The 19,820-nt window shown below is 47.1% G+C and carries 12 protein-coding genes, 4 tRNA genes, 3 rRNA genes and 1 other annotated feature; of the genes, 12 read left to right on the top strand and 7 right to left on the bottom strand.

All coding sequences use genetic code 11. The features are described from left to right. Window positions 1–121 precede the first annotated feature (121 nt). The gene (ettA, locus tag L3Q72_RS02420; protein ID WP_275131093.1) at window positions 122–1,789 is read right to left on the bottom strand and encodes an energy-dependent translational throttle protein EttA; all 1,668 of its coding nucleotides are present in this window, start codon (window positions 1,787–1,789) and stop codon (window positions 122–124) included. A gap of 378 nt (window positions 1,790–2,167) precedes the next feature. On the opposite strand from ettA, the gene L3Q72_RS02425 reads away from it, so the two are divergent. Next, window positions 2,168–4,096: a transglycosylase SLT domain-containing protein gene (locus L3Q72_RS02425; protein WP_275131094.1), complete on the top strand. Its 1,929-nt coding sequence runs from the start codon at window positions 2,168–2,170 to the stop codon at window positions 4,094–4,096. Window positions 4,097–4,203: 107 nt separating this feature from the next. Continuing rightward, window positions 4,204–4,500: a trp operon repressor gene (trpR, locus tag L3Q72_RS02430; RefSeq protein WP_275131095.1), complete on the top strand. Its 297-nt coding sequence runs from the start codon at window positions 4,204–4,206 to the stop codon at window positions 4,498–4,500. A 377-nt stretch (window positions 4,501–4,877) separates the two neighbouring features. On the opposite strand, the gene yjjX is transcribed toward trpR, so the two are convergent. From yjjX to bamD, 4 genes are all read right to left on the bottom strand, one after another. After that, window positions 4,878–5,405, bottom strand: coding sequence for an inosine/xanthosine triphosphatase (gene yjjX, locus L3Q72_RS02435; RefSeq protein WP_275131096.1), 528 nt, complete (start codon window positions 5,403–5,405; stop codon window positions 4,878–4,880). 4 nt (window positions 5,406–5,409) lie between these two features. Then, window positions 5,410–6,588: a prephenate dehydratase gene (pheA, locus tag L3Q72_RS02440; RefSeq protein WP_275131097.1), complete on the bottom strand. Its 1,179-nt coding sequence runs from the start codon at window positions 6,586–6,588 to the stop codon at window positions 5,410–5,412. A 13-nt stretch (window positions 6,589–6,601) separates the two neighbouring features. Then, window positions 6,602–6,723: a sequence feature (Phe leader region), on the bottom strand. Window positions 6,724–6,828: 105 nt separating this feature from the next. Next, window positions 6,829–7,161 (bottom strand): ribosome-associated translation inhibitor RaiA, encoded by a 333-nt coding sequence (gene raiA / locus L3Q72_RS02445; RefSeq protein WP_275131098.1) that lies wholly within the window; start codon window positions 7,159–7,161, stop codon window positions 6,829–6,831. Window positions 7,162–7,529: 368 nt separating this feature from the next. Continuing rightward, window positions 7,530–8,255, bottom strand: coding sequence for an outer membrane protein assembly factor BamD (gene bamD, locus L3Q72_RS02450; RefSeq protein WP_275131099.1), 726 nt, complete (start codon window positions 8,253–8,255; stop codon window positions 7,530–7,532). A 133-nt stretch (window positions 8,256–8,388) separates the two neighbouring features. On the opposite strand from bamD, the gene rluD reads away from it, so the two are divergent. The 10 genes from rluD (at window position 8,389) to L3Q72_RS02500 (ending at window position 18,887) form a co-directional block, all read left to right on the top strand. Continuing rightward, on the top strand, window positions 8,389–9,363 hold the full coding sequence (rluD, locus tag L3Q72_RS02455) for a 23S rRNA pseudouridine(1911/1915/1917) synthase RluD (protein ID WP_275131100.1): 975 nt from the start codon (window positions 8,389–8,391) through the stop codon (window positions 9,361–9,363). Continuing rightward, complete coding sequence (gene pgeF, locus L3Q72_RS02460; RefSeq protein WP_275131101.1) at window positions 9,364–10,086, top strand: peptidoglycan editing factor PgeF; 723 nt, start codon at window positions 9,364–9,366, stop codon at window positions 10,084–10,086. A 132-nt stretch (window positions 10,087–10,218) separates the two neighbouring features. Further along, the gene (gene clpB / locus L3Q72_RS02465; RefSeq protein ID WP_275131102.1) at window positions 10,219–12,801 is read left to right on the top strand and encodes an ATP-dependent chaperone ClpB; all 2,583 of its coding nucleotides are present in this window, start codon (window positions 10,219–10,221) and stop codon (window positions 12,799–12,801) included. 482 nt (window positions 12,802–13,283) lie between these two features. Continuing rightward, a 16S ribosomal RNA gene (locus L3Q72_RS02470) occupies window positions 13,284–14,836 on the top strand. A 68-nt stretch (window positions 14,837–14,904) separates the two neighbouring features. Next, window positions 14,905–14,981 (top strand) — tRNA-Ile (locus L3Q72_RS02475). Between the two features lie 43 nt (window positions 14,982–15,024). Then, a tRNA-Ala gene (locus L3Q72_RS02480) sits at window positions 15,025–15,100 on the top strand. Between the two features lie 306 nt (window positions 15,101–15,406). Next, a 23S ribosomal RNA gene (locus tag L3Q72_RS02485) occupies window positions 15,407–18,296 on the top strand. A gap of 196 nt (window positions 18,297–18,492) precedes the next feature. Beyond that, window positions 18,493–18,608: ribosomal RNA gene (gene rrf / locus L3Q72_RS02490) — 5S ribosomal RNA — on the top strand. The 16S, 23S and 5S rRNA genes sit together here with 4 tRNA genes alongside, the layout of an rRNA operon. Before the next feature lie 89 nt (window positions 18,609–18,697). Beyond that, a tRNA-Asp gene (locus L3Q72_RS02495) sits at window positions 18,698–18,774 on the top strand. Between the two features lie 36 nt (window positions 18,775–18,810). Next, a tRNA-Trp gene (locus L3Q72_RS02500) sits at window positions 18,811–18,887 on the top strand. 183 nt (window positions 18,888–19,070) lie between these two features. Here L3Q72_RS02500 and L3Q72_RS02505 read toward each other — a convergent pair. Continuing rightward, window positions 19,071–19,295, bottom strand: coding sequence for a type II toxin-antitoxin system YafO family toxin (locus tag L3Q72_RS02505; RefSeq protein WP_275131103.1), 225 nt, complete (start codon window positions 19,293–19,295; stop codon window positions 19,071–19,073). Beyond that, the gene (locus L3Q72_RS02510) at window positions 19,283–19,717 is read right to left on the bottom strand and encodes a hypothetical protein (RefSeq protein WP_275131104.1); all 435 of its coding nucleotides are present in this window, start codon (window positions 19,715–19,717) and stop codon (window positions 19,283–19,285) included. The genes L3Q72_RS02505 and L3Q72_RS02510 overlap by 13 nt, the downstream gene beginning before the upstream one ends. Window positions 19,718–19,820 lie beyond the last annotated feature (103 nt).

Below are 19,820 nucleotides of genomic sequence, written 5' to 3' on the forward strand. Positions count from 1 at the left end.
ACATCATAGCAAATTGAAACAGAAGCTTATATATACAATATGATATCCAAATTGTTGGAGCGCTCTCACTTAACAGTAAAAAGGCCGCTGTATGCAGCGGCCTGAATCTGAATATAAGCGGTTATTTAGTAATACGCTTATATTTGATGCGGTGTGGCTCTGCAGCCTGAGCACCAAGAGTCTGTTTCAGCCACTCTGTATACTCAGTATAGTTGCCTTCGTAGAAGTTCACCTGACCTTCATCGCGGTAATCAAGGATATGAGTTGCGATACGGTCCAGGAACCAACGGTCGTGCGAGATAACCATTGCACAGCCAGGGAATTCAAGCAGGGCTTCTTCCAGTGCACGAAGTGTTTCTACATCAAGGTCGTTGGTTGGTTCATCGAGTAGCAGTACGTTGCCGCCGGCTTTAAGCAGCTTAGCAAGGTGTACACGGTTACGTTCACCACCAGACAGCTCACCGATAACCTTCTGCTGATCAACGCCTTTAAAGTTAAAGCGTGAGCAGTAGGCACGAGCCGGGATCTCAAAGTTGTTGATCTTGATGATGTCAGCGCCTTCAGAGATCTCCTGGAATACCGTTTTGCTGTCATCCATGCTGTCACGGAACTGATCAACAGAAGCCAGGCTAACTGTGTCACCCAGCTCAATAGTACCTGAGTCTGGCTGCTCTGTGCCGCTCAGCATTTTGAACAGAGTAGATTTACCAGCACCGTTGGCACCGATAATACCCACGATAGCACCCTTAGGAATGCTGAATGAAAGATCATCGATAAGTACACGATCACCAAAAGATTTGGTCAGGTTGTTTACTTCGATAACCTTGTCACCTAAACGCTCACCCGGCGGGATAAACAGTTCGTTGGTTTCGTTACGCTTCTGATGATCTGAGTTGTTAAGCTCTTCAAAGCGCGCCATACGAGCCTTAGATTTAGCCTGACGACCTTTTGGATTCTGACGAACCCACTCAAGTTCTTTCTCGATGGTCTTCTGACGGGCTTTTTCCTGAGCCGCTTCCTGCTTCAGACGAGCATCTTTCTGCTCAAGCCATGAAGTATAGTTACCTTCCCATGGGATACCCTCACCGCGGTCAAGTTCCAGAATCCAGCCAGCTGCGTTATCAAGGAAGTAACGGTCGTGGGTAATCGCGACCACTGTACCTGTGTAGTCCACAAGGAAACGTTCCAGCCATGCCACAGATTCCGCATCCAGGTGGTTGGTTGGTTCGTCAAGAAGCAGCATATCAGGGTGTTCAAGAAGAAGACGACAGATAGCCACACGGCGGCGCTCACCACCGGACAGGTGTTCAATCTTAGAGTCCCACTCAGGAAGACGAAGAGCATCGGCTGCACGTTCCAGCGCATTTTCCAGGTTATGACCATCTTTAGCCTGAATCAGTGCTTCCAGTTCGCCCTGCTCTTTAGCCAGAGCATCAAAGTTTGCATCCGGTTCTGCATAGGCTGCATAAACCGCATCCAGACGAGTCAGTGCATCAGCAACATCAGCAACCGCTTCTTCAACAATTTCACGAACGGTTTTTGATTCATCAAGCTGAGGCTCCTGAGGCAGGTAGCCAACATTCAGACCTGGTTGTGGACGAGCTTCACCATCGATATCGGTATCGATGCCCGCCATGATGCGTAGCAGGGTAGATTTACCTGCACCGTTCAGACCAAGAACACCAATTTTGGCGCCCGGGAAGAAGCTAAGAGAAATGTCCTTAAGAATTTGACGCTTAGGTGGCACGATTTTGCTCACCCGCGACATGGTATAGACGTATTCAGCCATTGCCGATCGTTCCTGTATTCAGAGTAGGGAAAGGTGCATTTTATATAACTGACCTTTTAAAGTGAACTGAAAAAGTACTCTTGCCTTTGAGTGCGCGTTCGCAGCTTGGGGGTATCGAACACAAACATGCATCAACCCTTCCATGGGGCTCCACCGTGCCTTCCCTGGCACGGAGGGTTTGCTTATCGATACCCCCAAGCTGCAAACAAGGATACAAAGTAGTGAGAAAATCCAGATTTTAATCAAATTAGACTTGAAAGAAGTAGTGAAACATTTCTAACATTAGATTTACATACGGTAAAAAATATTACCGATGAGAATGGCTGCCGGAGGAAGCTGGCGGCTTTGGCTCGTGTTGAACAATCGGAAGTTTTTCAGATGCAAAGGCTAGTAAAACTTGCTGCTGTGATTCTGCCAGTAATGGCTATCTCTTCCGGGGCGTATTCGGCTCCGGCGTCTCTTGCACAGCAGAGGTTAATTTATAAGAAAGCTCAAAACTATCTGGATAAAAAACAGGTAGAAGAATACATGGAAATACGCGATCAGATCGCGGATTACCCTTTAACTCCTTACGTGGATTACCGTACGTTTTTAATCGGTATAGGTGACCGCTCTCCGGAGGAAGTCAACAGCTTCGTCCAGCGACATAAATCTTTTCCGTTTTCCAATAAAGTCCGGGCAGCCTATCTGGATGCTCTGATTAAAGAAGGAAAGTGGAAAACCTTTTATCGGTATCAGACCTATGAGCCGAAAATGGAGAAGTATAAGTGCAGTTATTACTACGCCCACTTCAGAAATGGTGCTAAGGATAAGGCATTTAAAGGGGCTGAAAAGCTCTGGCTGAGTGGTAAAAGTGTGTCAGAAAACTGCGACTTGCTGTTTGAAGAGTGGAAAAATGCCGGGCTGAGAACCGATGATCTGGTTCTGCGCAGAATGCTGCTCAGTTATGAAAGCAACAGTAATTCCATGGTCACTTATCTGGCTAAGATGACGGAAAGTAATAAGAGTCGTCTTCAGGCCAAAGAGATGAAAAAGCTGGCGCAGGATCCGAAATACGTTATGGAGTTTGCGCAGAAGTACCCGCCAAGTGACTTTAACCGGCGTCAGTCGGAAGTGGCTCTGAGAAAACTGGCTCGCAGTGATATCCGCTATGCTCACAGTTTGCTGCCTTTGATACTGGAAGCGCAGAACTTTCAGCCTGAACAGGCTCAGAAATTATCTGAGTATTTTGCCAACAGGTTAATTAATACTGATGTTAATTATCTGGCGGGCTGGCGTGATGCTGTGTTGCAAAAGTCCTCAAATACTAAGGTGCTGGAGTCGCGCATTCGTCTGGCGATTCGTCAGGCTGACTGGCCTATGATGTCTTTCTGGATTTCACGTTTACCGGAAAAGGCCCGTGATTCCATGCGCTGGCAGTACTGGCTGGCCCGGTCAGAAATGGCTTTGGGTGATAATGATGCTGGAATTAAGCGGATGCAAAGCCTGCTTGGTAAACGAAACTTTTACAGCGCGGCGGCAGCCAAGTCTCTGGATAAGCCGGTTTCCTATATTTCGAATAATGCTCAGGCCGATACTGATATTCTGAAGCCCTATGAAGAGAGCCTGGCCAGAATTAAAGAGATGATCGATGTTAACAAAATCACCGCAGCAAAAAGCGAGTGGATTTGGTTGTTGTGGCAGGTTGGGGCAGAAGAGAAAAAAGCGCTAGCCGTATACGCTGCGGAAAAAGACTGGTATCACCTGACAGTAAAAGCGACCATTGAAGCCAGAATGTGGGATGCAACGGCTCTCAGGTTCCCGATTGCTCATCAGTGGTGGTTTAATTTTTACGGTGACAAGCATGGCGTGGATCCTATTACCCTGATGTCGGTGGCAAGACAGGAGAGTGCGCTGGATGCCAGGGCCCGTTCACCTGTTGGTGCCAGAGGCATTATGCAGATTATGCCGAGGACGGCGAAATATACGGCCAAGAAATTTAAGCTCTCGTATAACGGTGCAAGCCAGCTCTATGATGTGGGTAAGAATATTGAAATCGGCAGTCATTATCTGAATAGCCTGCTGGAGCAGTATGAAAACAACCGGGTGTTTGCCTTTGCCGCCTATAATGCCGGTCCGCACAGAGTGAAGACCTGGCGGGAAAGAACTAAGGGGAATGTGGATGTCTTTGCTTTTATCGAGGCCATTCCTTTTAAAGAGACAAGAGGGTATGTGCAGAATATCCTGATGTTTGAAACCTACTACCGTAATCTGATGCAGGTTGAAGGAGACTTTCTGAAGCAGAGTGAGCTACTGGCAAAATATTAATAATTACTGGGATTGGTATAAAGTCATCTGCATGGCCTCAAGATGTACTGCATCTTGAGGCCGTTTGTGTTTACAATGAAGAACGAACATTTATAAGAGCTTAATTTATGTCACAAACGCCTGACTACACAGACTGGCAACAGTTATTAGACCTGGTAAAACATGCAACGGAAAAAGGCCAGCATGAGATGTTGCTGACTATGCTGATGACACCAGATGAGCGTGATGCACTGGTAACCAGAGTCAATATTCTTAATGAGCTGCTAAAAGGAGATGTCTCTCAGCGGCAACTGAGCCAGATGCTGGGAGTGGGTGTGGCAACGATTACCAGAGGCTCTAATGAGCTGAAAGGACATAGCGAAGAAGAGAAGGCTGAGCTGCTTAAGTTGCTGTCGGGGGAATAGCTTTTCCTCGTTCCTACGCTCCAGCGTTGGAATGCATACCTGAGTTTAATACCAATCCCAGCAATTATCTGTTCATCCTTGCTTGTCAAAATCGCTAATAGCTGCGTTAAAATTTTTGTAATTAGATCCACTAGTTACTGCAAATTTTGCCTTGCTCTTAGCGATTTTTCCTGCGCAATCACTGAACAGCTAATTACTGGGATTGGTATAAGGAGACTCCGAAAATTCAGCGTATGACTCTATCAAGAAAAACAAAGAGCATGGAACCATAGCCGAAGAGTGTTTTCGGTAGCATATTTACTTACTGTTGAGTCAGATATGCATTCCCACGCTGGAGCGTGGGAACGAGGGTTGAAGCGGGAGTAATTACTTACTTATCACAAATTCCCAGGAAACTGCTCATCATTAATAAACGGAATCAGAGCCAGAATCAGCGCCTGATGATAAACAGAACTCCGGGTCAGGATATGATTGGTCAGAAGGCCGATAGCCCCGCCTTTCTGCTTGATGTTATCTGTCGAGTAAACCTCATCCATCGCCGTACCCAACTCTTTGCCTTCCTGAAGCTTTTCCAGAACAACCGGCGGTAGCATCAGGCTTGCCGAGCGGGACTCTCCACGTTTGGTTTGAGATTCGATAACCATCCAGGCAAAGGTAATATCTTCTTCGTTACCTGCTTCTATGCCAACGTAATAATCTGCATCAGATATTTCTGCCTTAGCATTTTTAACCCGGTTCAGGGCGCCCAGCTTGGTTTCCTCATTGGAAATAGGCTGGTCCGGCACTTCGCTGGCGACACTGATGCCGTCAAAGCGGAACTCCTGCTCAGGAAAGACCTCCTGAAAGGCACTTTCTACAGCGCGGATTTTTGCCGGGTTTAATGAGGTAACAATAACCTTCTTCATACTACTACTGAACCTTAACTTCTGTTGGCGTGATGTTTTCTATCGGGTAGCAGCCAAGCACCTTCAGGTGAGTAGTGATCTTAATCAGCTCAGCCAGGGCTTTCTGCATGTCGTCGGATTCCAGGTGCGCTTCCAGATCCACGTAAAACATTTCTTCCCACGGGTTACCGATTATTGGACGGTTTTCTAATTTTGTCATATTGATACCGTATTTCTGCAGAACCAGAAGCGTCTGTACCAGAGAGCCTGCTTGCTGCTGAGTGGACATAATCAGCGTAGTTTTAGCCGGAATTTGTGTGGATACTTCCACTGGCTTACGGGCAACCACGATAAAGCGGGTGTGGTTTTCGGTCTGATTGGCGATATTGCTCTTAATTGGCTGCAAACCGTAAAGTTTGCCACTTGAAGCATTGCCAATTGCTGCCACATCACTACGGCCAAGATCTTTTACTTTCTGCATTGCATCTGCTGTGCTGGCACAGGACTCAAGCGTTGCATCTTTTAGCTCACTCAGAAACTCACTGCACTGCTCATGTGGCTGAGGGTGTGAGTAAAGCGTTTTGATATCTTCAAGGTGAACTTCAGAAGAGGCCAGAATACAGTGCTCAATTGGCAGAGTAATTTCGCCGACAATGTATAACGTTGTGTGCTGAAGAAGGTCGTAAACCGCATTGATGGAGCCTGAGCTGGTGTTTTCAATCGGAAGAACCGCGTAATCCGCATGACCTGACTCTACGGTTTTGGTCACTTCTTTAAAGTGTTCACAGTTCAGTTCAACCAGTTCTGTATTTCTGCGGCTGAAATACTCACGGCTGGCAAGGTGTGAGTATGAGCCCTTTGCTCCAAGGTAGGCAACGCGAGCGATAGGCTTTCTGCTTATTTCCGGATTGGCCTGGTTTTGCAGATAGGACTGCTGAAGCAGCACTGAATCTTCAATAATGGTGTGGAAGATCTTAGTGATGTACGGCGCATCAAGATCATACTTAACATTGCCGTTTTCAATCAGTTTGACTAACAGCTGCTGCTCTCGTTTTGCGTCTCTGACCGGCTTAGAAGTCTCTATCTTGCTTTTGGCGACCTCAATACTGAGTGAGCGCCTTTCTGATAGAAGCTGTAGCAGGTTGTCATCGAGGTCATTTAAACGAAGTCTTATCTCATCAAGAGAATATTTGCTGTCTGTCATGTGAATTATCCTTATAAAAAAAGCCTCCCGGTTGGGAGGCTCTCTGTTCGTTTTTGACTTATTTTTCCAAAACGACTTCAGCCCCCTGATTAGGCGGTAAAAAAGAAGTCAAAAAAGAACAGGTTAAATTTATGCATGTTTAGTCATTTTCCTTGCTTGAGTAGACACAATATGAAATGCCTCATAAACCGTCAAGCAAAAAAATAGCGCCCGGAGGCGCTAATTCGAAAAATCTGTCTATTACACAGCTTCATCCAGATCCGGCACATCACTGTGTGTTGCCCGGCGGGAGGATGGTTTATGAACCAGTTTATTTAATTGACGCTCCAGTTTTTGTTCTACTTCGGTAATCGCTGCGTATAAATCTTCATGTACAGAAGAGGCGTTTAATTTTCCTTTAGGAACTGTAATGCTCGCTTCAAATTTCTTCTGTTTGTTGGGTTCCTCACTAATTGCTGTCTGACAGCTGATAATGTCTACTTGCCACTTTTCAAGCTTTTTAAACTTCGCTTCGATATGCGTGCGGATTGCAGAGGTGATGTCGATATTTTTACCAGTGATGTTTACTTTCATATATTTTTTCCTCTGTTGCATCCCTCATGGGTTAACTCCAGATTACCCTTCTAAAGAGAAAAAAAAGTGATAAAGATCACTTAAAATGGAAACGGTTGCAGTATGGAAGCCAAATGTGATCCGTTACAAATCTGTTAAAGTTTTTCTCTAAAAAAGCTTGTAGAAGATTTTAGATTGGTTAGATTGGAAAGAAGTAGAGCACTAGAAATTCCCCGTTTTTAGGGATTTTGTACAGCCTGAAAATTGTGTTGTTTAAATTATGCTCAATAAGAAAATGTGATCCAGAACGGAACAATTTGATTTCTGGCCGAAAACTAAAACGCCGCATAGTGAACTCTATGCGGCGTTTTTCATTTTTTATAGCTGACTTACATCGGATTGAGTCTTATCAGCTCTTCAGTTCGTTCAATTGCTTCTGTTAGTTCCAGCTGTTTATATGCTTCAAGCTGAATTTGCAGAGATTTTTTCGCCGCTTCTGTATCAGGGAAAGTTTTCTGTAGTTCCTGACAACGGTTAATGGCGGCAATCCAGGCTTCTCTTCTCAGATAAAAGTCTGCGGTAGCAAGATCGTAATTAGCCAGACGGTTCTTAAGTGACAGCATGCGCTTTTTAGCATCGGCTGCGTAGGCGCTGTCCGGGTATCTTTGCAACAGACGCTTAAAATCAGCAAAAGCAGACTTTGCCGGTTCCGGATCCCGGTCAGAGCGGTCAGTGTTGAATACATCGTGCATCCAGCTTCTGTCCTGAGCCATATAAGTCAGGCCGCGCATATACAGAACCCAGTCAATTTTGTCATGAGTGGGATTTAAGCGGATAAAGCGCTCTATGGTTGCTAAACCTAAAGGCAGATCATTGTTTTTGTAGTAAACATAGATTAAATCCAGCTGTACCTGCTCGGAGTAAGCGCCAAACGGGTAGCGGGAGTCAAGTGCTTCCAGCCTTTCAACAGCGGTCATCCAGTTGCCGCTTCTGATTGATTCTTGTGCTTCTGAGTACAGTTCCGCTGCCGGAATATCAGGTACAACTTCTTTAGTGCTGGAGCAGCCAAACAACAGGGTTAATGCTAGTAAGCCCGATAAAGTGCGGTGTTTCATGACAGGAGTTCATTCCTCGAATATAAATAAAGTTTTCAGCTTCCGTTACTTCTGCTCAGTTAACAGATAGAATAGGGGCGTTATTTTTCCACAGTCGTGAGCATTAGTCTCATAGTTTTTAAAAAAGTTCGATATGGCCCAGCAGATAGAATTAACAAATACCGTAAAAGAAAGCCAACTTGGTCAGCGTCTTGATCAGGCGATCGCTGAATTATTCGCCGATTTTTCACGTTCAAGACTGAAAGAGTGGTTATTGGAAGGTAAAGTTCAGGTAAATGGAGAAGTGGTGACTAAGCCCCGCACTCGTGTTATGGGAGGCGAAAGTATCACTGTACTTGCTGAACTGGCAGATGAAGAACGCTGGGAAGCACAGGATCTTCCGTTGGATATCGTTTATGAAGATGACGATATCATTGTAATTAATAAGCCGAGAGACTTTGTGGTTCACCCGGGAGCTGGCACGCCAGACGGAACGGTTCTGAATGCACTTTTATTCCACTACCCGGATATTGCTGAAGTGCCGCGCGCCGGTATTGTTCACCGTCTGGATAAAGATACCACCGGCCTTATGGTGGTGGCGAAAACTGTACCGGCTCAAACCCGTCTGGTTCGTGCGCTACAGAAAAGAAATATCACCCGTGAGTACGAAGCCATAGCTATCGGTAAAATGACCGCAGGTGGTATGGTGGATAAAGCCATTGGCCGGCACTCAACAAAAAGAACGCTGATGGCGGTGAATGAACTGGGTAAACCTGCAGTTACTCATTACCGTGTTGCTGAGCATTTCCGTGAGCATACCCGTATCCGTCTTCGCCTGGAAACCGGTCGTACCCACCAGATCCGTGTTCATATGTCTTATCTGCAGCATCCTCTGCTTGGTGATATCGCCTATGGTGGCAGAGCAAGAATTCCACGAGGCGCATCAGAAGAGCTGACAGAGATGATCCGCGGCTTTGACCGTCAGGCGCTTCACGCGGTTATGCTGAAGTTTGAGCACCCTATCACGGGGGAAGAGCTGGAGTTCCATGCTCCGGTACCGGATGACATGGTCGCGATGACAGAAGCTCTGCGAGAAGATGCAAAACTGAATAAAGAGGAAGACTTTTAAATGGATGTCATCATTCCCAACTGGCCGGCGCCTGCTCACATCAAAGCATTTAGCTCGTTGAGAAGCGGCGGTGTATCTAAGGCTCCCTACGAAGGGCTTAATCTGGGTACTCATGTTGGGGATGATATTCAGGATGTAGAGGTCAACCGCATCACTCTGATTAAGGCGAACCATTTGCCTGCTGCTCCGGTCTGGCTGAATCAGACTCATTCTACGGTTGTAGCTTGTCTGGATCAGTCTACTTCTGAAGTTGTTAATGCTGACGCGCTCTTTACCAGCGCTAAAGGTGTCGTGTGCAGTGCAATGACAGCAGACTGCCTGCCTGTGTTGTTGACTGATACTGAAGGAACTCAGGTTGCTGCGGTACATGCGGGCTGGCGCGGTCTGGCTGGCGGCATTGTTGAAAATGCAGTAAAGCTTTTCGATAAGCCGGTTATGGCCTGGCTTGGCCCGGCAATTGGCCCGGATGCCTTTGAAGTGGGTGAAGATGTGCTTGAAGCCTTTACCGCTTTTAGTCCTGAAGCTGAAAAAGCGTTTATCAGCAAAGGTGAAGGTAAGTACTGGGCCAATATGTCTCTTCTGGCAACTCAGCGCTTAAATGCAATTGGTGTGAGTGAGGTTTATGACAGTGGCCTGTGTACTTTTTCTGATTCTGAGCGCTTTTACTCATACAGAAGAGATGGTGTAACCGGAAGGCAGGCCAGTTTTATCTGGATTGAATAGCCCTCTTTAATTTCTGCATCTAATCTACCTCTCAAATTTTCAGGGCTGAAGCTGTCAGCCCCTTGAAAAAACTCTCCTCAGTATCCATCTTTTTTGCATAACGTATTCTTCTCTCTGAGGTTTCGGATTGTCATGCGACTAGATAGATTTACCAGTAAATTTCAGCTTGCGATCTCTGATGCGCAGTCTTTGGCGCTGGGGCGCGATCACCAGTATATAGAACCGGTTCACCTGATGGTTTCTTTGCTGAACCAGGACGGAAGTACGGTTCGGCCTCTGCTGACTATGCTTAACGTGGATGTTGTTCAGCTCAGGTCTAAATTATCTGAAATGCTGGATCGCCTGCCAAAAGTTAGCGGAATTGGTGGCGATGTACAGCTTTCCAGCGGTATGGGTGTGCTGTTCAACCTTTGTGACAAAGTGGCTCAGAAAAGACAGGATAGCTATATTTCGTCGGAAATATTCCTGCTGGCTGCGGTGGAAGATAAAGGTCCGCTGGGTGATGTCCTTCGTGAGATGGGGCTGACGGAAGATAAAGTTTCAGAAGCCATAGAGAAGGTTCGTGGTGGTCAGAAGGTGGATGACCCGAATGCTGAAGAAAAGCGTCAGGCTCTGGAAAAGTTCACTATCGATCTGACTGAGCGTGCTGAGCAGGGCAAGCTTGATCCTGTTATCGGCCGCGATGACGAAATTCGCCGCACGATTCAGGTGCTCCAGCGCCGTACCAAAAATAACCCTGTCATTATTGGTGAGCCAGGGGTGGGTAAAACCGCTATTGTTGAAGGGCTTGCTCAGCGTATTGTGAATAATGAGGTGCCGGAAGGTCTGAGAGGCCGAAGAGTACTTTCTCTGGATCTGGGCGCTCTGGTTGCAGGGGCAAAATACCGGGGTGAATTTGAAGAGCGCCTGAAATCAGTGTTAACCGAGCTGTCAAAAGAAGAGGGGAATATCATTCTCTTTATTGATGAGCTGCATACCATGGTCGGAGCCGGTAAGGGTGAAGGCTCAATGGATGCGGGCAATATGCTTAAGCCAGCTCTTGCCCGTGGTGAGTTGCACTGCGTGGGAGCCACCACTCTGGATGAATACCGTCAGTATATAGAGAAGGATGCCGCTCTTGAGCGCCGTTTCCAGAAAGTGCTGGTGGATGAACCAACAGTGGAAGATACAGTGGCAATTCTGCGTGGTCTGAAAGAGCGCTACGAGCTTCACCATCATGTAGAGATCACCGATCCGGCAATTGTTGCTGCTGCCAGTCTGTCTCACCGCTATATTTCAGACCGCCAACTGCCGGATAAAGCTATCGACTTAATTGATGAGGCTGCATCCAGTATCCGGCTGCAAATTGATTCCAAACCTGAATCTCTGGATAAGCTGGAACGGAAAATCATCCAGCTAAAGATAGAGCAGCAGGCTCTTATTAACGAAGTTGATGAAGCAAGCAGTAAGCGGCTGGAAACCATCAATGATGAACTCTCTGACAAAGAGCGTGAATACGCAGAGTTAGAAGAGGTATGGAATGCAGAAAAAGCGGCACTATCCGGAACCCAGCATATAAAGACAGCTCTTGAGCAGGCAAGAATGGATATGGATATTGCCCGCCGTGCCGGTGATCTTAACCGGATGTCAGAACTTCAGTACGGCAGAATTCCTGAGCTGGAAAAACAGCTGGACCTTGCGACTCAGGCAGAAATGCATGAAATGACACTGCTGCGAAATAAGGTAACCGATGCAGAAATAGCAGAGGTGCTTTCCAAGCAGACGGGAATCCCGGTATCGAAAATGTTAGAAGCAGAAAAAGAGAAGCTGCTTCGTATGGAAGATGTGTTGCATAAACGCGTAGTTGGTCAGCAGGAAGCGGTTCAGGTGGTATCGGATTCTATTCGCCGTAGCAGGGCGGGGTTGTCTGATCCAAATAAGCCTATTGGTTCGTTCCTGTTCTTAGGGCCGACTGGTGTGGGTAAAACAGAGCTTTGTAAAACTCTGGCTGCTTTTATGTTTGACAGTGAAGATGCCATGGTGCGTATCGATATGTCCGAGTTTATGGAGAAGCACTCTGTAGCTCGCCTGGTTGGTGCACCTCCTGGTTATGTCGGATATGAAGAAGGCGGCTATCTGACAGAAGCGGTAAGAAGAAAGCCTTATTCTGTAATTTTGCTGGATGAAGTAGAAAAAGCGCATCCGGATGTTTTCAATATCCTGCTTCAGGTTCTGGATGATGGCCGTTTAACAGATGGCCAGGGAAGAACAGTAGATTTCAGAAATACCGTAGTGATTATGACGTCGAATCTGGGGTCAGACCGAATCCAGGAAAACTTTATGCATCTCGATTATGACGGAATCAAGCGTGAAGTGATGGAAGTGGTAAATAAGCATTTCCGTCCGGAGTTTCTAAACCGTGTTGATGAAAGCGTGGTATTCCATCCATTGGGGCAGGAACATATCCAGTCTATTGCTTCCATTCAATTGGACAGGCTGGCCAAGCGCATGGCCGAAAATGGTTACAAGCTTGAGGTATCTCATAAAGCGCTGGAGCTGATTGCTCAGGTTGGTTTTGATCCTGTCTTTGGTGCAAGACCGCTGAAAAGAGCAATTCAACATAGTGTGGAGAACCCGCTGGCGAAGGCGATACTGGCCGGTAAGGTTAATCCGGATAAGGCGATTCAGTTATTGGTCAACAATGATAGGATCATTGCGCACCAGTCACAATTGTAGACGGGTAACTATCAGCAAATAGATAAAAAAGGGGCAGTTAAGCTCCTTTTTTATACGTTTTGAATGAATTCTGACCGAACAATATCTTTTTTATAAAAAAACTTCATTTAAGGGTTGTGCTCATCTGAATTCTCCCTATAATGCGCCTCCGTTGTCACGGAATAGTCGCTCACTGAGCACTGGTGATTAACGAGGTCAAAATTGACTGAGAAAAAAAGTTGAAAAAAGTGTTTGACACTGAGACTTATCTCGCTAAAATGACCGTCCGTTTTGAGAGTTCTGTAACAAGAATGCAATCAAAACCTGCTCTTTAACAATTTAAACCTATCAATCTGTGTGGGCACTCGTTGATGACAATCAAAATAGTTTCTTCGGAAACAATTTGGTTTCAATGAACTGAGTGACCAATCGATAGAAATATCGGCACAGTCAATTCAACATTACATGTAATGTTATCAGTATTCATTGAGCCTCAAAATCTTAAATTGAAGAGTTTGATCATGGCTCAGATTGAACGCTGGCGGCAGGCCTAACACATGCAAGTCGAGCGGAAACGACATAAACAATCCTTCGGGTGCGCTTATGGGCGTCGAGCGGCGGACGGGTGAGTAATGCTTAGGAAGTTGCCCTGGTGAGGGGGATAACCATTGGAAACGATGGCTAATACCGCATAACACCTTTGGGTCAAAGTGGGGGATCTTCGGACCTCACGCTACCGGATACGCCTAAGTGAGATTAGCTAGTTGGTGAGGTAAAGGCTCACCAAGGCGACGATCTCTAGCTGGTCTGAGAGGATGATCAGCCACACTGGAACTGAGACACGGTCCAGACTCCTACGGGAGGCAGCAGTGGGGAATATTGCACAATGGGCGCAAGCCTGATGCAGCCATGCCGCGTGTGTGAAGAAGGCCTTCGGGTTGTAAAGCACTTTCAGCAGTGAGGAAGGTAGTAAGTTTAATACGCTTATTATTTGACGTTAGCTGCAGAAGAAGCACCGGCTAACTCCGTGCCAGCAGCCGCGGTAATACGGAGGGTGCGAGCGTTAATCGGAATTACTGGGCGTAAAGCGCATGCAGGTGGTTTGTTAAGTCAGATGTGAAAGCCCGGGGCTCAACCTCGGAAGGTCATTTGAAACTGGCAAGCTAGAGTACTGTAGAGGGGGGTAGAATTTCAGGTGTAGCGGTGAAATGCGTAGAGATCTGAAGGAATACCGGTGGCGAAGGCGGCCCCCTGGACAGATACTGACACTCAGATGCGAAAGCGTGGGGAGCAAACAGGATTAGATACCCTGGTAGTCCACGCCGTAAACGATGTCTACTTGGAGGTTGTTCCCTTGAGGAGTGGCTTTCGGAGCTAACGCGTTAAGTAGACCGCCTGGGGAGTACGGTCGCAAGATTAAAACTCAAATGAATTGACGGGGGCCCGCACAAGCGGTGGAGCATGTGGTTTAATTCGATGCAACGCGAAGAACCTTACCTACTCTTGACATCCAGAGAAGCTAGAAGAGATTTTAGTGTGCCTTCGGGAACTCTGAGACAGGTGCTGCATGGCTGTCGTCAGCTCGTGTTGTGAAATGTTGGGTTAAGTCCCGCAACGAGCGCAACCCTTATCCTTGTTTGCCAGCGAGTAATGTCGGGAACTCCAGGGAGACTGCCGGTGATAAACCGGAGGAAGGTGGGGACGACGTCAAGTCATCATGGCCCTTACGAGTAGGGCTACACACGTGCTACAATGGCGCATACAGAGGGCGGCAAGCTTGCGAAAGTTAGCGAATCCCAAAAAGTGCGTCGTAGTCCGGATTGGAGTCTGCAACTCGACTCCATGAAGTCGGAATCGCTAGTAATCGTGGATCAGAATGCCACGGTGAATACGTTCCCGGGCCTTGTACACACCGCCCGTCACACCATGGGAGTGGGCTGCAAAAGAAGTAGGTAGTTTAACCTTCGGGGGGACGCTTACCACTTTGTGGTTCATGACTGGGGTGAAGTCGTAACAAGGTAGCCCTAGGGGAACCTGGGGCTGGATCACCTCCTTAAACGATAGATTGTTGTTGATTAGTGTCCACACAGATTGATTAGGTTTAGAAAGTAAAGAGACGATGCTGGGTCTGTAGCTCAGGTGGTTAGAGCGTTCGCCTGATAAGCGAGAGGTCGGTGGTTCAAGTCCACTCAGACCCACCAATTTTTCTTCCCGGTTGAATTGGATGGCATCGACACTTTTGATGGGGCTATAGCTCAGCTGGGAGAGCGCCTGCCTTGCACGCAGGAGGTCAGCAGTTCGATCCTGCTTAGCTCCACCATCTTTAAGGGTTTTTCCTTAAGAATCTTTAAAAATGGTTTTCGAAAGAAAATCTTTGCTCTTTAACAATTTGGAAAGCTGACAATTATCTATTTTGATTGAATAGATAATGTAAAAGTTCTCAAATCCTATTTCTTAGGAAATAGGTACCAAAACAACACATTCAAGTGTTCTTGGGAATGACATTTATGTTGTTCATATTTGAGTCCGGCAAAATCGTGTCTGCACATGTATAAAAATGCAGACAAACTTTGGTTGTTTGATTAAACAATCTTAAGCGTTTCTTCGAAACTTCTTGGGGTTGTATGGTTAAGTGACTAAGCGTACACGGTGGATGCCTTGGCAGTCAGAGGCGATGAAGGACGTATTAACTTGCGATAAGCCCAGATTAGGCAGTAAAAGCCACTTGAGTCTGGGATTTCCGAATGGGGAAACCCACTTACATAAGTAAGTATCCTTAACTGAATACATAGGTTAAGGAGGCGAACCGGGGGAACTGAAACATCTAAGTACCCCGAGGAAAAGAAATCAACCGAGATTCCGAAAGTAGCGGCGAGCGAAATTGGACTAGCCCTTAAGCTTTTAATGATACAGGTGAAGGCTCTGGAAAGTGCCGCGATACAGGGTGATAGCCCCGTAACCGACATGTCATTTTAAGTGAAATCGAGTAAGGCGGGACACGTGATATCCTGTCTGAATATGGGGGGACCATCCTCCAAGGCTAAATACTACTGACTGACCGATAGTGAACCAGTACCGTGAGGGAAAGGCGAAAAGAACCCCTGTGAGGGGAGTGAAATAGAACCTGAAACCGTGTACGTACAAGCAGTAGGAGCCTCCTTTGTGGGGTGACTGCGTACCTTTTGTATAATGGGTCAGCGACTTATATTCAGTGGCAAGGTTAACCATTTAGGGGAGCCGTAGGGAAACCGAGTCTTAACTGGGCGTTTAGTCTCTGGATATAGACCCGAAACCAGGTGATCTAGCCATGGGCAGGTTGAAGGTTGAGTAACATCAACTGGAGGACCGAACCGACTAATGTTGAAAAATTAGCGGATGACTTGTGGCTAGGGGTGAAAGGCCAATCAAACCTGGAGATAGCTGGTTCTCCCCGAAAGCTATTTAGGTAGCGCCTCGGACGAATACTACTGGGGGTAGAGCACTGTTAAGGCTAGGGGGTCATCCCGACTTACCAACCCTTTGCAAACTCCGAATACCAGTAAGTACTATCCGGGAGACACACGGCGGGTGCTAACGTCCGTCGTGGAGAGGGAAACAACCCAGACCGCCAGCTAAGGTCCCAAATTATAGCTAAGTGGGAAACGATGTGGGAAGGCTAAAACAGCTAGGATGTTGGCTTAGAAGCAGCCATCATTTAAAGAAAGCGTAATAGCTCACTAGTCGAGTCGGCCTGCGCGGAAGATGTAACGGGGCTAAGCTATAAACCGAAGCTGCGGCTGCATACTTTGTATGCGGGGTAGGGGAGCGTTCTGTAAGCCGTTGAAGGTGTATCGTAAGGTATGCTGGAGGTATCAGAAGTGCGAATGCTGACATGAGTAACGATAATGGGGGTGAAAAACCTCCACGCCGGAAGACCAAGGGTTCCTGTCCAACGTTAATCGGGGCAGGGTAAGTCGACCCCTAAGGCGAGGCTGAAAAGCGTAGTCGATGGGAAACGGGTTAATATTCCCGTACTTCTTACAATTGCGATGGGGGGACGGAGAAGGCTAGGTGGGCCTGGCGACGGTTGTCCAGGTTCAAGTGCGTAGGCTTGAGAGTTAGGTAAATCCGGCTCTCTTTAAGGCTGAGACACGACGTCGAGCTGCTACGGCAGTGAAGTCATTGATGCCATGCTTCCAGGAAAAGCCTCTAAGCTTCAGATTGTAAGGAATCGTACCCCAAACCGACACAGGTGGTCGGGTAGAGAATACCAAGGCGCTTGAGAGAACTCGGGTGAAGGAACTAGGCAAAATGGTACCGTAACTTCGGGAGAAGGTACGCTCTTAACGGTGAAGTCCCTTGCGGATGGAGCTATTGAGAGTCGCAGATACCAGGTGGCTGCAACTGTTTATTAAAAACACAGCACTGTGCAAAATCGTAAGATGACGTATACGGTGTGACGCCTGCCCGGTGCCGGAAGGTTAATTGATGGGGTTAGACTTAGGTCGAAGCTCTTGATCGAAGCCCCGGTAAACGGCGGCCGTAACTATAACGGTCCTAAGGTAGCGAAATTCCTTGTCGGGTAAGTTCCGACCTGCACGAATGGCGTAATGATGGCCACGCTGTCTCCACCCGAGACTCAGTGAAATTGAAATCGCTGTGAAGATGCAGTGTACCCGCGGCTAGACGGAAAGACCCCGTGAACCTTTACTACAGCTTGGCACTGAACATTGAGCCTACATGTGTAGGATAGGTGGGAGGCTTTGAACCCGTGTCGCCAGATACGGTGGAGCCATCCTTGAAATACCACCCTTGTATGTTTGATGTTCTAACTTAGCCCCATTATCTGGGGTGAGGACAGTGCCTGGTGGGTAGTTTGACTGGGGCGGTCTCCTCCCAAAGAGTAACGGAGGAGCACGAAGGTGGGCTAATCACGGTTGGACATCGTGAGGTTAGTGCAATGGCATAAGCCCGCTTGACTGCGAGAATGACAATTCGAGCAGGTGCGAAAGCAGGTCATAGTGATCCGGTGGTTCTGAATGGAAGGGCCATCGCTCAACGGATAAAAGGTACTCCGGGGATAACAGGCTGATACCGCCCAAGAGTTCATATCGACGGCGGTGTTTGGCACCTCGATGTCGGCTCATCACATCCTGGGGCTGAAGTCGGTCCCAAGGGTATGGCTGTTCGCCATTTAAAGTGGTACGCGAGCTGGGTTTAGAACGTCGTGAGACAGTTCGGTCCCTATCTGCCGTGGGCGTTGGAGAATTGAAAGGGGCTGCTCCTAGTACGAGAGGACCGGAGTGGACGAACCTCTGGTGTTCGGGTTGTCATGCCAATGGCATTGCCCGGTAGCTAAGTTCGGAATCGATAACCGCTGAAAGCATCTAAGCGGGAAGCGAGCCTTGAGATGAGTTCTCCCTGGCAGTTTAACTGTCCTAAAGGGTTGTCGTAGACTACGACGTTGATAGGCAGGGTGTGTAAGCGTTGTGAGGCGTTGAGCTAACCTGTACTAATTGCCCGTGAGGCTTAACCATACAACACCCAAGGGGTTTTGATGGACTCAAAGCAAGAACGAATAAACTTGAATGTGAATTGAGAATCTGGCCCTGGGCCCTGGGAACGGACTTCGTCCTACAGGCAGTGGGAAAAGAAAAGACAGCTTTCCGAATTGATAAGGTACTTCGTCCCAGGGCCTATAAACCCAGGGCCCAGGGCCTTATAAAGAATTTGCTTGGCGACCATAGCATTGTGGACCCACCTGATCCCATGCCGAACTCAGAAGTGAAACGCAATAGCGCCGATGGTAGTGTGGGGTTTCCCCATGTGAGAGTAGGACATCGCCAGGCTTTGAACACCTTTTTGTTTTCAGATTTTTCAGAAAAATCTAAAGGCAAAAACTGATAGCTGACAGCTTAGGACTGACAGCTTGATGAGTGGAGCGGTAGTTCAGTTGGTTAGAATACCGGCCTGTCACGCCGGGGGTCGCGGGTTCGAGTCCCGTCCGCTCCGCCACTTATTCAGACAGAGTTAAGTCTTTAAAATAACTACAGGGGTGTAGCTCCAATTGGCAGAGCAGCGGATTCCAAATCCGCGTGTTGGGAGTTCGAATCTCTCCACCCCTGCCATATTTGATTGCATGTTTATGCAAAAAGAAAGGCCGCTAGAAATAGCGGCCTTTTGTCTATTTGACGTTTTGTTATTTGCGCTTTTTGCGCTTGGTATAATAAAAAAGCCCTCGGTTGAGGGCTTAATTGTTTTCTCTGAATTTTTCGGCCATATCAGCAAAGTGAGTGTACAGAAGCCAGATATCACTTTTTCTGTCGTTGGGGGGGTCTGGCTGGAAATCCGCTCAGGTTGAGGTGAATGTGAAACACCTCCTCAGTACGGGCTTTGTCTGGGCGTTCTAACAAACCTTCCCTGCCAAATACGGATGGCAGGATTCTGGTTGCTTTATAGTTTTCGAATACTTCAATAAGTGGCTTATATTGTTCGGTAAACACATCACGTTCATAGGTTACTTCTACCTGCGGCATTCCATCCCCTTTGCAAGGCTGATGCTAGCGTTTAGTGCGTGTTTCAGGTCAATATTAAGTTCTACATCCACCGTTTTTTCCGGTGGTAGTAATTGCTTATTTAGCTGAATGTTTTCCTCAATCAGGCAAGCTAAATGTCTGATTGGTGTTATGTCTTCTCTGGTGAGGTCATGTCTCATAGAAAAAATGATTTTCTTCAAATCGTCTATGCAGCCTTCCACTTCATGAATGTCGTCATAACCCATTCTTGGCTTTTCTGACTCACGTAGTGCGGCGTTATTTGCCTGAATTTCTTTCAGAACAGCGTCATACATCTTAATCAACATAGAGAACAGCCCAGCATAGGAATCACTATTCTTATGCTCTGCGCAGCTAATCAAAGCGGGGAGCATCATCAAAGGATACTTCATTTCATTACTCATAATGGACTTCCCACGTGTTATTTCTGTCTAAAGTATAAACGATTGTGAGACTGATATCTAATAGACGCCATTGATGACTGTTTATGCAATTATTTCAATTTGT

This window comes from Vibrio sp. JC009 (assembly GCF_029016485.1).
Taxonomy (GTDB): domain Bacteria; phylum Pseudomonadota; class Gammaproteobacteria; order Enterobacterales; family Vibrionaceae; genus Vibrio.